This is a genomic window from Leptolyngbya boryana PCC 6306 (assembly GCF_000353285.1).
GTDB lineage: Bacteria > Cyanobacteriota > Cyanobacteriia > Leptolyngbyales > Leptolyngbyaceae > Leptolyngbya > Leptolyngbya boryana.
The window spans coordinates 5,112,891-5,128,264 of record NZ_KB731324.1; the positions used below are offsets into that span (position 1 = coordinate 5,112,891).

The window sequence follows — 15,374 nt, forward strand, 5'->3', positions numbered from 1 at the left end:
TTACACCTCAGCCAGGTTTGCGATCAAACGATCCACGCATTTTGACAACAACGTTTGCTCGTCTTCTGAGATATCCTGCATCATCATCTGTAATAATTCCAAGGCAGCCATCGGCAAAGTTTGTCTGAGTTCTAGCCCAGCATCAGTGAGCCAAATGCGCCAAATGCGCCGATCCTGAGCGTCACGCTCTCGCCGGATTAGCCCCCGCTCGCTCATGCGATCGAGTACCCCGGTGAGTGTGCCACCGACTTGTTGCAAATTCTCGCCAATGCTGGAGGTCGCTTGTCCATCCTCTTGCCACAGACAGCACAGCACGACCCAATGAAATGGAGTCAGACCAAAGGGTTCAAGAAGATCTTGAAACCGACGAGTGCCCAATTGAGCAATGAGCTTCATCCGATATCCCAAATTATTCGGCGCAAAAATCGCTTCCCACCCTTCAGCCGGATGGATGATCGGTGACTCTCCGAGATTTGCAATCATGCGATCGACAATCGTTGACAACTGTTCGCGATTTGGTATCGAAATCCCTTGCAGCGCCGCATCGCGAAGCTCAGTTGCAAGAGGCGGCAGAATTTCTTCAAATTTTCGTCCAGCATCGGTGAGCCAAATGCGCCAAATGCGCCGATCCTGAGCATCACGCTCTCGCCGAATTAGCCCTCGCTCACTCATGCGATCCAGAACTCCGGTCAGTGTGCCGCCAACTTGCTGTAAGCGATCGCCAATACTCGAAGTCGCTTGCCCGTCTTCTTGCCAGAGGCAGCACAGAACAATCCAATGAAACGGCGTAAGCTTATAGGGGTCAAGACGCTCCTGAAACTTGCGATTTGCGAGTTGCGATAGTAGTTTGATACGATAGCCAATTCCGTGCGGGGCAAGCAGGCATTTGAGATGCATTGGGATCGGTTCAACCTGGGAAGAAATCATTGATGTTAACTAAACTAAAAAGCGCTGGATTAAGGGATGGACTTGGGGTGCAAAAATCGGAGCGTCAGACATCAAGGGCAGACCGTAGCCGTTAAACAGCTAACCGCTGAGTAGAGAAATTTTAACGCCATAGGGGTCTGTATGCACAAAAGCGTTGCATAACTTTGACAGACTGTCGTATCCAAAACGGATATTGTAATTATCACCAAAAATGATTGATTCAGTCAGGTCTGCAACGCTTTATTACACGAAGTGCGTTGTAGACAAGGTTCAGAAATTCTCGCTTCGCTTTAATTAAGCTCAGTTTGTACATCTTGCCCTTGCAGAGGTTTGAGCGCGATCGTCGGCGGCTCAGTTGGAGGCAAAGACTGCGATCGTAGAACAATAGCCCCAATGATTAGCGTCAAAATGGGTATGCCGATCGACACCACACTCTTCAAGCTACTATTCATCCCCAGTAAATATTGAGCGCTACTTGCCAACCCAAACGCCAGAGTTGTTAGTCCAAACAGTCGCGCTTTCGGGATCAAGGCAGCAAATGTAATCAAAATCGAACAATACCAAGGCATTAACCACGAGGTCGCAAGAAGCATGAGGACTAAAGTTGTCCAGCCCATATCTTCTAACAACATCTGTGGCGTATTGTTCCAGCGTTTGTCGCTGCGATGGAGCTGCCAACCATAAAAGCCAAAAAATCCCGCCAGCGTCAGATTGGACAACAGGGCGAGAATCACGCGCTGCTGAGTAAGATCTAAGCGATCTGGATGAAAAATGCGAACGAGATCGAGGAAAAATTTCGCGATCGCCATCAGCGAAGACTGATACTGCCCCGACACACCCGGATTGAGGATACTTTGCCAAGCCGCTAGATTCGGCATGACCGTGAACACCAGCCCCGTGACAATTGCACCAGATGCCACAATCATGCCGAGCAGCCACCGCCAATGTCCTTGACGCAGTAAGGTTACAGCCACCCAGGGAGTCCAAATTATTGGTAGTGTTTTACTTAAAAAGCCACCCCAAAGGGCGACAAACGCCATCCAGTATTGCTGTCTTGCATAGGAAACCGCAAACAGCACGATGCTCGTCGAGACAAAAATATCAACATGCGCCGAACTCACCTGTTCCATTAACAGCAAGGGGTGGAGTAAATAGGCGATCGTAATCCTGCCACGCTCCGGAATCGGCAACCAACGCCAAATTAAATAGCCATTCAAGAGATGCAGCAGTAAGCAAATTAGCTTAAAAATATAAAGTGCCACGATTGGACTCATCGTGACAAAGACGGCTGAGAAAGTGAAAACAGCTTGAGAAATCAGTCCATACGTCGAAGTTTGTGCCCAATCGACATAAGGCGACAGTTCGGTAACGTATGCCCCGGCTCGGATCAAATAGGGATTGGCTCCATTGAGATTCATCAATCCCGAATGCAAATAGAGATAAGTATCATTGCCGAGCGGATAGGCAATGAAGGCAAGCATCCAGAAGGCAGAAGTCCGAATTAAGATTTGGCGAAAGCTCCAAGTGGAATGTATCCACGAGGTACTGAGAAGATTTGCCAGCCAGATCAGATAAATAATCGAAAGTGCCAGATAACTACCGCCGATCGCGAGTTGCGTTTTGAGGTCTGGAAACGTTGCGAATTTTCGCCCACCCGCCAGAACGTAATAGAATTTATCAATTCCTAGGGATAAAAGAACAACACTTAAAAAGGTTGTAAGGATTAACGCGATCGCCGTTAGTATTCTAGTTTTATTCACGGAATTTTAAGATCGAGTAAATTCTCCTTAATATACTACTTCACGAATTTGGTGGCATCGCGTTTTAGAATTGTGAGCTTAGGAGTCAGAGAAACGTGAGACAAAATCGCTGGGTACAGAAGTTGAGCATTGCTGGCGTTGCATTGATTGCGTTTCTAGCTGCAATGTTTTTGCTACTATGGCAGGCGACGAGTTCTCGTGGAGTCGCCAAGGTCTGCATGCCAATCTATGCGGCAGATGTGATGTGTTACGGACAGCGACAATTGATGACTTCACATAAGCCGACGACGATCACCGTCAGTCCTTTGGGTGGAATTTTAGCGGCAGGTTATGAAAGAGAGATCGAGCTATGGGATCTCAAGACTGGCAAAGCCCTACCCAGGTTACAGGATCACACGGATTTAGTCAGCGCGATCGCGATTAGCCCAGATGAGAAAATTTTGGCAAGCAGTAGTTTAGATGGAACGATCAAGCTCTGGGATTTACCCCATCATCGTTTAGTTTCGACCCTGAATGCGGGACGGGCTTCTAATTTAGCGTTTAGCCCGGATGGGCGCATGTTAGCGAGTTCGAGTGGAGTGCATCGTTGGGCAGATGGGGTGTTTAGTCCGCTGGGGGTGCAGATGTGGGACATTGCGTCGCGGCAACGGGTGTATGGTTTGGGGACTCAGCCAGTCCGCGCGATCGCGTTTAGTCCAGATGGGCATCTGTTAGCGGCAGGAGATCGGATGAAGACAGAACTCTGGCAGGTTCGAGATGGCGAACGACTGCAAACTCTGAATTCAGGCGAGGTGACAGGGCTAGTCTTCTGCCAAGATGGACAAACATTGATTACAGGAAGTAGTAAGCTCAAACTCTGGGATTTGCGGAATGGCAACCTGCTGCATGAGTTTGATGCGGGAGCTTCGGATATGGTACTCAGCCCGGATGGACAGACTTTAGCAACTTCATCGGGGGGATCGGTGCATCTGTGGCATCTATTTACAGAACAATCGTTGGGATCGTTGTATGCAACGTCCTTTAGTAGTTTGTTTGTGGAGTTTGCCTTGAAGGGACAAGCGATCGTGGCAGCGGGAACGGATGGAATTTGGCTTTGGCGAGATTTGCATTCTGAGACGGCAACTCCCTAAGTTTCATGAAGGGACTTGAACCAGAGGTTAGGGTTTGAATTAGCTCAGATAAAAATGGCTTGAACGAGTCTAATCACTCGCTCAAGCCGCAGATTTGAAACATTCGAGAAATAACCGGACGTTTACTGACAATTCAGAAGATTGCTACCAGGAACATTCACAAATCCGTTAGAAACCCAACCTGAAACGGGTTTTGCAATCTGCACCCATACCCGTCCACTTGCATCTGTCTTGGATGTCGTTGGCGTGGTTGAAACATTGACTTGAGAATTGAACGCAACACTCCCTACAACCGCAGTTGACACATCTGGCCCTTGACGCACGATCAAACCTTGCGTTTGTGTGACACGGCGGCAGGTCGATGGGGAAGGATTTGGATTCGGGTTCGGATTTGGATTACCACCAGGGCAGAGTCTCAGCGTTACCGTTTGCACAAAGCCTTTAGAGGGAGCGCTCACAGCAAGAAAACCATTTTCAGCTGTATTTTCCGCGATCGTCATTCTTTGGTTTTCAGGGACAGCGCGAACAACAGGACTAGCAGCAGAACGCTCTGCGAAAATGGCAGTAGACTGCTTTGCACACCGAACTTGACCGACGAGTTGTGCTTGAGCAGCAGGCATGATGAAAGGGGCTGTCAGTCCAGCAATTGTTAGGGCGGAAACCGAATGCTGCCAAAGATTTAATTTCATCGTATTAAACTCCTCACCTAGGGTAGAACCCTTTACCAGTGGACTATTTCGGGAATTATCCCACGGATAGCTCGAATTCTTGGCTTTTTCATAATGCTTTTAAACATTTCACAGAGATACCTCTCTTAAAGCGTAGTCATAATGAATTCAACTTGGTTATGATAGGGAGGTTATTCAAGGAATTTCATCTGATGGTCAAAGTTGTTGGCATTGCTGGAAGTTTAAGACCGGGTTCTTACAGTCAACTCGCTCTGAAAGTTGCGATTCAACGGGTTGCCGCTTTGGGAGCAGAGGTAGAAATTTTGGATTTACGATCGCTGAATTTGCCGTTCTGTGATGGTGGGAAGGACTATTCGGACTATCCTGATGTGGCAAAAATGAAGCAGGTCGTCAGCGAAGCGGATGCGATTATTTTAGCGACCCCTGAATACCACGGCAGTATTAGTGGCGTGCTCAAGAATGCGCTGGATCTGATGGGGTTTGTCGAGTTTACGGGCAAGGTAACGGGTGCGATTAGTGTTTTGGGCGGGCAGTCGAATAGTAATTCGCTCAATGATTTGCGAGTGATTTTGCGGGCGATTCATGCCTGGACAATTCCGGAGCAGATTGCAATCGGGCAAGCTTGGCAGGCATTTGGGGAAGATGGCAAGTTACTCGATGAAGACCTTTCGCAGCGGTTTGATGCATTTGCTCAGAGTTTAGTAGAGAACACTCGCAAACTTAGAGGTTAATTGCGATCGGGTTTGAGTGGTGAATGTTCAAAAGAGTGGGGGTAGGGAGCTAATTAGGAAACAATTCCCCACTCCCCACTCCCCACTGATGCGACAGAGATTTCATAGATTGATTCGTCGAGCGATCGCTAACGGTAAAATTAAGACTGTTCATAAACTTAGTTTTTGATATGACCGTAACCAGTGAACCCAAGCTCAGACTCGCTTCTCGGCTTGTGAATGGAATTTTATCGATCAAACCTGTGTTTGATTTGGCGAGATATCGTGCTCGAACGATGATGATCAAACGGGCAGAATCGATCGGGGTTCCCTGGACGAAGATTGTGGCTGATTTGCAAGCTCGCGATTGGTCAACGGAATTTAATCAAGTCAATAATCCTGATTTGAAATATCCAGAGTATTATGTGCGTTCTTTTCACGCCTACGAAGAAGGGAATTTAGGGTGGGAGCCTGCCACCGAAGTAGAAGTGGCTGCCTATGCGGTTCATGCAAGGATTTGGAGTGATTCGGGAAAAGATGGCGATCCCCGATTGCGTCAGAGCTATCACAACGTTTTGCAAGCTGAAATTTCTGAATCTCCAAAAGCGATCGTGGATCTCGGATGCAGCGTGGGAATGAGCACCGTTGCGCTACAAGACGCTTTCCCAGGTGCAACGCTCACCGGAGTTGATCTTTCCCCTTATTTCTTAGCCGTTGCGAAGCATCGAGTCGGAGAACGGGAAAACATTAACTGGGTACATGCCGATGCCGCAGCAACAGGTTTACCCTCTGGCTCGTATGACTTGGTTTCGGCTTGCTTGTTGTTTCATGAATTGCCGAAAAGTGCCGCGATCGACATTCTCAAAGAAGCCAGAAGATTACTTCGTCCGGGTGGACATCTTGCCATCATGGATATGAATCCCAACTCTGAAATTTATGCCAAAATGCCCCCGTACATTTTGACATTACTCAAGAGTACAGAACCTTATTTGGATCAGTATTTTGGGTTGGATTTGGAGAAAGAAATCGTTGAAGCAGGTTTCTCTAAACCGACTTTGACCTGCAACACTCCGCGCCATCGGACTTTGGTTGCCCAAGCTTGCTAAAGGCGCTAGTTTTCCTCTCAAGCCGCAGGAGTCGCGATCAGGGATGAGACGGCTTTGACCAATACATCCGGTTCCGTTGGCTTTGAGAGGTGCATTTGAAAACCTGCGGCTAAGGCTTGCTGCTGATTGACCTCGCCAGCGTAAGCCGTTAGCGCGATCGCTTTAATCGTCCCTCCTTGCTCTGGTGACTGCTTTCTAATTTGCTGAATCAGAGAATAGCCATTCATTTCTGGCATCCCAATATCGCATAACAAGAGATCAGGAATCGATTGGCTCATGAGACACAGTGCCTCTGCTGCCGAAGCTGCGACTGTCACTTTTGCGCCTGCTTGGATCAAGACAAATGATGCCAACTCTCGCATGTCTGCATCATCATCCACCACCAAGACGCAAATCCCGGTTAAATCTGCCGCAGCTTCTATATTCTCGATCTCAGAAGGGGTGTGCTCGATGTGGTTGAGCGGCAGACGAACAACGAAAGTCGCGCCTAGATTAGATCCGGGACTCTCTGCCCAGACGCTTCCACCATGCAATTCAACGAGCTGACGCACGATCGCCAGCCCCAACCCCAATCCCCCAAATTTTCGAGTCGTGCTGCCATCTTCTTGGCGGAAGTAATCAAATACATAAGGTAGAAACTCTGGATGAATGCCTCTGCCCGTATCTTGAACTTGAATGTGCACATGAGCGCCAACCTGCTCTAAGCGCACCTCGACTTGCCCGCCTGATGGCGTGAACTTCACAGCATTTGACAAGAGATTCCAAACGATCTGTTGGAGACGGTTTGTGTCGCCTAAAACGGCTCCTGAAACCGGATTGAGCAGGGTTTGAATGTGAATCTGTTTCGCTTCAGCCGCTAGGTGGACAGTTTCTAAAGCCGCCTCAACCGTCGTCGCCAGATTGACAGGCGCAATGTTTAACGTCATTTTTCCTTGCAAAATGCGGGAGACATCGAGCAAGTCTTCGATTAATTGCGCTTGCAGTTTCGCATTGCGTTCGATCGTTTCCAAAGCTTGGTTCGTTTTCGTGGCATCTAACCGTTTGCACCGCAGCATTTTTGTCCAACCGAGAATGGGATTGAGGGGCGATCGCAATTCATGCGACAACACCGCAAGGAATTCATCCTTGATCCGGTTTGCCGATTCTGCTTTGGTGCGATCGCGTTGGGTGGCTTGATAGAGTTGGGCATTGTCGATCGCGAGCGAGGCACGACGCGCCAATTCCTCAGCTAATTGCAAATCTGTCATCGTGTAGCGTCGTCCAGACTCAGCCGAGATAAAAGAGATGACCCCAATAATTCTCGCCTGAGTTCGGAGCGGCACAGCCATCACAGAACTAAACCCGACCTGCCGTAGAATCTCTAAATGCTCTGGATTACGAGCAGCCTGAACGAGCATTTCATCTAGGATCTCTGGCACAAAATCAGGCTCTCCAGTTCGCAGGGTTAAGGCTGCACCACGAGCCGCATTCGGGTCGAGTGGATACTTTTCTTGCAGCTGATGTGCCCATTCCAGTTTGGTAGGATTGATGTGAGCAACGGCAATCTGGTCAATGGTGCCATCCTCCTCAACGATGTGAACCGTACACCAGTCGGCTAATTCCGGGACGGTTAGCTGTGCGACTCGCTCCAACGTCGTTTGATAATCTAGGGAAGACGCTAGCACTGCACTAGTTTCGGAGAGAAACTGTTGGGCACGTTCTAACCTAACGCGTTCCGTGACATCGACCACATAGATCAAGACGCTTTCCACCTGGTGACTCGCGTTGACAGTCGGTAGATAGTAAACGTTGTAGTAACCGGGACGACGATCGTTGCGCCCCGGAGGATTTACGGCAAAGTTGGGTGAAATGAAGGGATCTCCCGTCGTGTAAATTCGCTCAAAGATTTCCACTAATCTGGGGTCGGTTTGACCAAACAGCGTCGAAATTGAATTGCCTAAATGTTGCTCACGGGTTAATCCGTTAATTTCAGCTAAGGATTCATTGATGGCAACATATCGTTGCTCGGCATCCAGTAAAGCTAAGCCAATCGGAGAGGTTTCAAAGATAGTCGCCAATTGCTGCTGTGCCGCTTCGGATTGGGCGCGAGCAAGGCGTTCGCGCTCTAACAGTTGTTCCCGTTCCTGCTCGGCTTGCTTGCGCTGCGTGACATCCAACACCAGCGACAATACCGACAGCATCCGTCCCGATTTATCTCTGAGACTGGAGTTGTACCACTCGCAATGCACCACGTTGCGGTCTTTCGTGTAATTGCGGTTGTACGAGAGAATATGCGGTTCCTCGCCATAAACTAATCGCTGACAGACATCAGCAACCGATTCCAGGTCTTCTTCAAAGACAAACGGAATCTCCATTAAATGTTTACCCAGTATTTCCTCAGCTTTCCAGCCCAAAATGCGTTCTGCACCAGCAGACCACCGAAGGACTCGAAAGTTATCGTCCCATTCCACAACTGCCATCGGCGTATTTTCGACGTGGAAATTGAGCTTTTGTAGCGTTTGATGCAAGGTCTCTTCCGCTTGCTTGCGCTCTGTAATGTCAATCACAACGCCAATCGAGTGCTTCGGTTGTCCTTGCGCATCATAGGAGAACTGTCCTCTCACATCGACCCAGTGAATCAAGCCGTCTGGCAAGCGCAGGCGATATTCGTGATGGTACTCTGTTCGTTCCGCGATCGCTTGCTGCCACTTTGTCTCTGTTTCTCCCAAGTCATCCGGATGCACGCGACTTGCCCAAAGTTCGTAGCTAGGCTTATCCTCATCAGGCTGTAGCCCCAGAATCGTGAAATGTCCTGATGACCAGAGGAGCGTATCTGCTTGCAAATCCCAGTGCCAAGTGCCCATCCGTCCCACTTTCAGCGCAAGTTGTAGGTGAGCTTCACGCTCTCGCAATTCTGCTTCTGCTCGCGATCTCTCTACAGCTAGCCAGGTTTTTTCAGCGATACGTTCCAGTAATTTCCCGTCTTCTGATGTCCACTGCCGAGGAGTAGCATGGTGCAACATCAACAATGCAAGGAACCGTCCTGCCTTCACGAAGGGGACGCACAGCAACGATTTGGTTTGTATTTCAGCAAAAGCAGCGGCTCTTGCTCCAGCAGTTCGAGAATCGCGATCGACATCATCAATCACAATCGTTTTGCCTTGCTGCAATTCAGCAATAATCTCAGACCCAAACAAACTCATCGGCAGTCTACCAACGACGCTCCTGACTTCATTGCAGTAGTCGCGATCGACAAGAACATATTCCTGGATTGGATCAATTTCACCATAAGTACAGCGAGTGACATTGAAATGGTGCCCAGTGGAGCTAACCACCTGCCACATAATTTCTTCAGAGTCTTGCAGGGCACGAATTGCATCATTCAATTCGATCAAGAACTGCTGTTGTCTTTCTTTGCGCTGAAGTTCTACCAGTAAGGCTTCTGCCTGCTGACGGGCTTGTACTTGAGCCGTAACTTCGATTCCATGAATCAAGATGCTATCGATACAACCATCAATGTCTCTTAGCGGCAGAAACACGAAATTGAAAAATCCTTCGACGACATTGCCGTCCCCATTCGGGTTCCAACGAGACAAGTACTCATCTCCTTGAATAATTTCCCCAGTCTGATAGACCCGATCGTAAATCTCAGAATATCCCTGAGCTGCCATTTCAGGAAATACTTCGTGTGCTCTCTTCCCCAAAATGTCTTCGGAACGTCCGGAGACAGCCAGAAACTTAGAGTTTGCCAGTTCAAAGACGTGATCAGAACCCGACAACACGGCAAACATAGCAGGCACTTGCATCAGAATGTCTCGCAGTCGCTGACGTTCATTTTCAGCTAATCGACGGCTAGCCTGCTCTTGTTTGAGAAGTCGATCGCGTTCAGCTTCGATTTGCTTGCGTTCGGTAATGTTGAGCGAGACCCCTAGCATCCGAATCGCATGTCCCGCATCATTGAGATAGACGCGCCCCTGACTTTTGAGCCAGCGAATTGCACCATCAGGACTGATCACTCGGTATTCCTGAGAAAAGGAGTGGTCACTCGCGATCGCCTGTTCCATCGCTTGCCTGACAAGGTGTCGATCGTCGGGATGAATTACCGCACGAAATGCTTCTGCGGTGCCCACATGCATCCCAAAAATCTCCAGCGCATTTGGAGAACACACCACTTGATTGGTCTCCAAATCGATATCCCAAGCAATCATGGCGGCGGATACGAGGGCAAGCTGTAAGCGTTCTTCTGTCTGCCGCAGGTTTTCTTCAACCTGTTTGAGGTGAGTGACATCTTGAAAGACCGCAACGGCTGCCAGGATTCGTTGCTGCTTATCTAAGATTGGACTGGAACTAACTGAAATAATGCTATGGCTACCATCTTCCTGGCGTAGCTCCATTTTCTCTTGCGTAATGACTTCCCCGGTTTTGAGCGATCGCACCAAAGGATACTCATCTGGTGCATAAATTTGTCCATTCGGGCGAAATGCTGCAAATGGAGTCACGGGAACATAGTCCTCTAGCTCATGGGACTGTTCAAAGTCATATTTGACAATTTGGTTGGCTTGTTCGTTTGCAAGCACCAACTTAGCAGTAGTAGCATCCGCGATGAAAACTCCCGCAGGCATCTGGTGCAGAACTGCTTCAAATTGCGCCCTTTCCGTTTCCAACGCTTGGAGTAATCGTTCCCGTTCTGCCTCTGCTTGCTTGCGTTCTGTCACATCCCGAAAATAAACGGCGAGTCCTTCTTGCGAGGGATAAGCATTGACTTCTAGCCAGGATTGAACGGGTTCGCCAAACTCTTCCCAGGTCAGTGCGACTTGTTCTGCTACGGCTTGATGCATTGCTCGATAGGCGATTCCGCCAATGAGTTCAGGAAAAACTTCATTCCAAACATGTTTACCCAGCAATTCTTCGGGTAATCGGTGCAGAATTCGAGCCGCTGCCCGATTGACATAGGTGTAGCGCCAGTCTCGATCGAAGGCAACGAAAGCATCGGCAATACTTTCTAGAATGGTTTCTACCTTGCGTTCATTGGTTTGGGCACTTATATTGAGCAAGCCTTCTAAGCGTGCCTCTAACTCCTGCTTCTGACATTTCAGAGCAGCAATTTCCTGCTGTTGCTCAAAAATTTGAGCTGGAAGCAACGCCGTTGAAGCGTTTGCATAGGTAGATTCGTTAGAATGCTCTGCTTCTAGACTGCGAGCAAAGTGTTCAATGACTTCAGAGCGAGACATTCCCCGTTTTTGTGCTTCTTTATCGAGCGATCGCCAAGCTGTACGGGTAAGAGAAATGCTAATGCGTTGTTTGGTTTCTGCATCCCAATTTTGAACAAACTTACCGGTAGCATCGCGCTTCATAAAGAGTCATCCGTAGGCGTAAACGGCGTACTTTATTAAATCCGAGGTGCGCTTCCTTACAAATCTCCCCTTAGAGTGAGCCTTTCCGTTTCAAACAAAGATTGTAGATAGTTGCGCCAAATCGAGCTAATGGCGTGAAGAAAGACAATTATTCACATCAAAAATCAAACCTCTTGTGCGACTTCATCCCACAACGATGTGGTCTGTCTCAAACTCAGATGATTGCCATTTCCGAGAATGAGATGATCGAGCAATGGAATTCCCAAAAATCGAGCACCTTCGAGCAATTGGCGTGTCAAATTGATATCCTCTGCACTCGGTTCCGTATTACCCGACGGATGATTGTGCGCCACGATTAACCGTGTTCCCCCTTGCCGAATTACTTCTCGAAAAATCTCACGCGGATGTGCTAACGTCTCGGTTGCAGTCCCGATCGTAATCACTTGAGTTGCAATTAAGCGATGCTTCACATCGAGAATCAGCACGGCAAATCGCTCTTGAGACTGCCACATCAGTTCATGACTCAAAGCAGCAGCAGCCACAGCCGGATCATCAATGACTGTTTTTTCGGGGGGTCGAGATTGATAGACTCGTTTGCCAAGTTCGATCGCGGCTAAGATCGTTGTCGCCTTCGCAGTTCCAACTCCTGACACTTTCGTCAGTTCTGAAATTGTCACTTCTCGCAATGCACTCAACGGATCGCGCTGATGCTGACTCAGGGTTTGCAAAATATATTGCCCTAGCCCTACAGCAGAAAGTTTTCCTGACCCCGTACTCAGCAAAATTGCTAGAAGTTCAGCCGTTGCAAGTGTTTTTGCACCTTGAGCGATCAGGCGTTCGCGAGGGCGTTCACTCTCTGGTAGGTCAGCAATCCGAATTGAATACGTCATGAACCGCGAAATATCACAATTTCTTCATTAATCCCTGACGGTAAATACAATGAGACACTAGCAGAACAAGCGATAATTTCTTCAGATAAAACGTAAGGGAATGTAAAACGTGAGACGGATTTCTGGATGGGTGATGGGGAGCTTGGTGTCAGGAATGATTCTATGTCCAGCGGTTAATGCAGCGCGATCGCAAGACTACACCGTGGCACAATTTCTCTCAGTTCTCAATGGATTAGGGTATGCGGTTCCACTGAATGCGCCAATCGACGATCCGAGAGTTCGGCAAGGCATTCGTGAGTTTCAGTTTCAGTTTCAACTCCCAGTTGATGAAACGTTGAACATTCCCACTCAAGACAAAGCAGCAGATATTGTGCGCACGCTACAACTTGGCTTAAATCGGACAGTTCGTCCCAATCCCGAGCTTCCGGGGAGCCAGTTTTACGGTAAGCAAACCGAAGAAGCAGTGAAAAAGTTTCAGCAGCAAAATCGCTTACCTGCGACTGGAATTGCCAATCTTGAAACTCGACGGCGATTGAATGACCTGCTCAATGATGCAGTTCCAAGAACAGAATCCCAAAACTCGCCACCTTCTCAACCTGCACTCCAATCTCCGGCGCTGAGCATTTATACTGATGCACAAATTAAAGCCATCCTGGCGGGGTTTGGCTATGACATCAATCAGAAAGCTCCGTTAACTGATGCCCCAACTCGGCGAGCTATTCGAGAGCTTCAGCAAATTTATGGGCTTTCTGAAACGGGATTGGTCAATCGCGCTACTGAAGAAAAGCTTTCGAGCGTGATGCGAAATCTGCGGAATAATTTGAAAGCGATTTTGCGGAGTGATTTCGCGATCGCACAATATTACGATTCAGCCACCCAAGCCGCGATCCGACAATTTCAAGCCCGTTACGGATTGAGAGTTACGGGTCTGGCAAATTTAGAAACTCGCAGTCGGCTCGACGATGAAGCGCGCAGATTGAGACGAAACTAATCTGCACCTCTGAGTTGATCGAGTTTTGCTCGCACTGCCTGAATATCTTGCCACATCAGCCATTTCGGTTGACCTTTCTCACGAGATTGGTTTCTGAGCAGATAAGCCGGGTGGAAGATTGGCATGTAAAAGCGATCGTCTTTTTCGATCCACTGTCCCCGAACTTTGGTGATTCCCTGTTTGATTCCGACTAGGGCTTTCATCGCTGTTGCCCCAGTTAAGAGAATAATTTTCGGATCGACCATGCGAATTTGTTCGGCCAAGTAGCCACTGCAAGCCGCTGCCTCATCCGTCGTTGGCGTGCGATTTTCAGGGGGACGACATTTGACGACGTTACAGATAAAGACATCTTCTTCGGTCGTGAGATTCACTGAAGCCAGAATGCGATCGAGCAACTGCCCCGATTTTCCGACAAAGGGCATTCCCGTCTCATCCTCAGTCTGTCCAGGCCCTTCCCCGACAATCATGATCGGCGCTTTCAGATTGCCACGTCCAATGACTGCATGAGTTCGAGACGCACCCAAGTCGCAGCGATGACAGCGATTACAATGTGCGCCCATCGCTTCCATCGTTTGATACGTCCCTGTTGGAATCGGAATCTTGGCACTCGTCGGAATCAACTCCGGGTCAAAACTGGGTGGAGCAGAGGGTTCAGCAGCAGGGATATCAAACAGGCTAATTTGTTCGTCGTTCGCCATGAATCGGATCGCGCAGAAATTTATTAACCCATAAATTCTAAAGGGAATTGCGATCGGATTGCGGCAATCGAAAGAAAGAAGACAGAGTTGAAATTCTGGATCTATGCTGAAGATATCCTTCAGGCAGGAGGAACCGATGTTTTCTTCTCAATTGTCTTCGGATACCGTTTTATTTGACGATCGCAAAGATGCGGGGGAACGGCTGGCGCATTTGGTGTTGGAACAAGCGCAGTCGGTCGATGGATCATTTATCGTTTATGCGTTGCCCCGAGGCGGGGTGGAAATTGGTGCGGCGATCGCGCAGGTTTTACATTGTCCACTGGATATTTTGGTGGCGAAGAAGATTACGCGACCTGAAAATCCAGAATTAGCGATCGGGGCAGTGACCGCAGATGGACAAGTCTTAAGGTCGGTTCATTCGAGAATTCCAGGGTGGGAGGATGCGCTAAATCGCGCTTTGGCGAAAGCAAAAGGTCAGTTTGAGCAATTTCGCGATCGTCCGAATGTCACGGCAACGGGGAAAATTGCGCTGCTCGTCGATGACGGGATTGCGACAGGAATGACGATTTCAGTCGCAGCGAAATCGCTACGAAAACAAGAGCCAAAAGAGATTTGGATCTGTGCGCCAGTTGCGCCGCAAGTGATGATCCGCCAACTTGAAGGGATTTGCGATCGCGTTTTAGTACTGGCAACCCCGGAACCGTTTTTAAGTGTGAGTCGATTTTATCGATCGTTTCCGCAGGTGGAGATGGAAAGTGCGATCGCGGACTTGAAAAGAACTTTGCAAAGCTGATAAAAGTTAGTGATGACTAACTCTTTGACGCGAGGGAGACAGATGCGGCAGTGGCGCAGTTTTTGGCACACGATCGAGTTTATGAGTCAGGATAATCCGCCTCAATTAGTTGAAACGTTGATGTTGGCGTTATCGATGCTGCTGTTTAGTGTCTGGATTTTTAATTCAGAATTGGCGTATTTGTTGCTGGGATTAGTGTTTACGGTGGGAGCTTGTGCGTCGATTTTGGTGCGCGAGGCGTTGATTCCAGCAGTACGTCCGCGTCCAACGCAGGTAATGGCGACTTTGCTGTTAGGAGTGAGCTTGTACGGGTTTGCGGATTTGCTGTTTGCAAGATAATTCGCGCG

At 48.7% G+C, this 15,374-nt stretch carries 12 protein-coding genes; 6 read left to right on the plus strand and 6 right to left on the minus strand.

The genetic code is table 11. The features are described from left to right. Both LEPBO_RS45115 and LEPBO_RS0125570 read right to left on the minus strand, forming a co-directional pair. Positions 1-927 carry a MarR family winged helix-turn-helix transcriptional regulator gene (locus tag LEPBO_RS45115; RefSeq protein WP_071596188.1) on the minus strand — a complete coding sequence of 309 codons (927 nt, stop codon included), beginning with the start codon at positions 925-927 and terminating at the stop codon, positions 1-3. A 290-nt stretch (positions 928-1,217) separates the two neighbouring features. After that, complete coding sequence (locus LEPBO_RS0125570; RefSeq protein WP_017290440.1) at positions 1,218-2,687, minus strand: hypothetical protein; 1,470 nt, start codon at positions 2,685-2,687, stop codon at positions 1,218-1,220. A 95-nt stretch (positions 2,688-2,782) separates the two neighbouring features. Between LEPBO_RS0125570 and LEPBO_RS38300 the strand changes: the two genes are divergently transcribed. Beyond that, positions 2,783-3,817: a WD40 repeat domain-containing protein gene (locus tag LEPBO_RS38300; protein ID WP_017290441.1), complete on the plus strand. Its 1,035-nt coding sequence runs from the start codon at positions 2,783-2,785 to the stop codon at positions 3,815-3,817. A gap of 122 nt (positions 3,818-3,939) precedes the next feature. Here LEPBO_RS38300 and LEPBO_RS40350 read toward each other — a convergent pair whose 3' ends face one another. Then, positions 3,940-4,506, minus strand: a complete 567-nt coding sequence (locus tag LEPBO_RS40350) for an SH3 domain-containing protein (protein ID WP_017290442.1) — start codon at positions 4,504-4,506, stop codon at positions 3,940-3,942. A 191-nt stretch (positions 4,507-4,697) separates the two neighbouring features. On the opposite strand from LEPBO_RS40350, the gene LEPBO_RS0125585 reads away from it, so the two are divergent. Then, positions 4,698-5,237: an NADPH-dependent FMN reductase gene (locus LEPBO_RS0125585; protein WP_017290443.1), complete on the plus strand. Its 540-nt coding sequence runs from the start codon at positions 4,698-4,700 to the stop codon at positions 5,235-5,237. A gap of 170 nt (positions 5,238-5,407) precedes the next feature. Continuing rightward, a complete protein-coding gene (locus LEPBO_RS0125590; protein WP_017290444.1) occupies positions 5,408-6,322 on the plus strand; it encodes a methyltransferase domain-containing protein in 915 nt (304 codons plus the stop codon). A gap of 17 nt (positions 6,323-6,339) precedes the next feature. Here the strand turns inward: LEPBO_RS0125590 and LEPBO_RS0125595 are convergent, their stop codons facing one another. Both LEPBO_RS0125595 and radC read right to left on the minus strand, forming a co-directional pair. After that, on the minus strand, positions 6,340-11,655 hold the full coding sequence (locus tag LEPBO_RS0125595; protein WP_017290445.1) for a PAS domain S-box protein: 5,316 nt from the start codon (positions 11,653-11,655) through the stop codon (positions 6,340-6,342). Between the two features lie 164 nt (positions 11,656-11,819). Beyond that, positions 11,820-12,545: a RadC family protein gene (gene radC / locus LEPBO_RS0125600; RefSeq protein WP_017290446.1), complete on the minus strand. Its 726-nt coding sequence runs from the start codon at positions 12,543-12,545 to the stop codon at positions 11,820-11,822. Between the two features lie 109 nt (positions 12,546-12,654). On the opposite strand from radC, the gene LEPBO_RS40355 reads away from it, so the two are divergent. Further along, entirely contained in the window at positions 12,655-13,536 is an 882-nt protein-coding gene (locus tag LEPBO_RS40355) for a peptidoglycan-binding domain-containing protein (RefSeq protein WP_144056273.1), read from the plus strand. On the opposite strand, the gene LEPBO_RS0125610 is transcribed toward LEPBO_RS40355, so the two are convergent. Continuing rightward, on the minus strand, positions 13,533-14,234 hold the full coding sequence (locus tag LEPBO_RS0125610) for a uracil-DNA glycosylase (protein ID WP_017290448.1): 702 nt from the start codon (positions 14,232-14,234) through the stop codon (positions 13,533-13,535). The two genes, LEPBO_RS40355 and LEPBO_RS0125610, sit on opposite strands and share 4 nt — an antisense overlap. Before the next feature lie 136 nt (positions 14,235-14,370). On the opposite strand from LEPBO_RS0125610, the gene LEPBO_RS0125615 reads away from it, so the two are divergent. Together LEPBO_RS0125615 and LEPBO_RS0125620 are read left to right on the plus strand one after the other, a co-directional pair. Continuing rightward, positions 14,371-15,027, plus strand: a complete 657-nt coding sequence (locus LEPBO_RS0125615) for a phosphoribosyltransferase (protein WP_017290449.1) — start codon at positions 14,371-14,373, stop codon at positions 15,025-15,027. A 12-nt stretch (positions 15,028-15,039) separates the two neighbouring features. Then, complete coding sequence (locus LEPBO_RS0125620) at positions 15,040-15,366, plus strand: hypothetical protein (protein WP_197693235.1); 327 nt, start codon at positions 15,040-15,042, stop codon at positions 15,364-15,366. Positions 15,367-15,374: the final 8 nt, after the last annotated feature.

Excerpts from the sequence above, each read along its gene's own strand:
- LEPBO_RS0125610 (WP_017290448.1), bottom strand. The coding sequence starts at position 14,234 with ATGGCGAACGACGAACAAATTAGCCTGTTTGATATCCCTGCTGCTGAA.
- LEPBO_RS0125585 (WP_017290443.1), top strand. The coding sequence starts at position 4,698 with ATGGTCAAAGTTGTTGGCATTGCTGGAAGTTTAAGACCGGGTTCTTAC.
- LEPBO_RS40350 (WP_017290442.1), bottom strand. The coding sequence starts at position 4,506 with ATGAAATTAAATCTTTGGCAGCATTCGGTTTCCGCCCTAACAATTGCT.
- LEPBO_RS0125620 (WP_197693235.1), top strand. The coding sequence starts at position 15,040 with ATGACTAACTCTTTGACGCGAGGGAGACAGATGCGGCAGTGGCGCAGT.
- radC (WP_017290446.1), bottom strand. The coding sequence starts at position 12,545 with ATGACGTATTCAATTCGGATTGCTGACCTACCAGAGAGTGAACGCCCT.
- LEPBO_RS45115 (WP_071596188.1), bottom strand. The coding sequence starts at position 927 with ATGATTTCTTCCCAGGTTGAACCGATCCCAATGCATCTCAAATGCCTG.
- LEPBO_RS0125595 (WP_017290445.1), bottom strand. The coding sequence starts at position 11,655 with ATGAAGCGCGATGCTACCGGTAAGTTTGTTCAAAATTGGGATGCAGAA.
- LEPBO_RS0125615 (WP_017290449.1), top strand. The coding sequence starts at position 14,371 with ATGTTTTCTTCTCAATTGTCTTCGGATACCGTTTTATTTGACGATCGC.
- LEPBO_RS0125590 (WP_017290444.1), top strand. The coding sequence starts at position 5,408 with ATGACCGTAACCAGTGAACCCAAGCTCAGACTCGCTTCTCGGCTTGTG.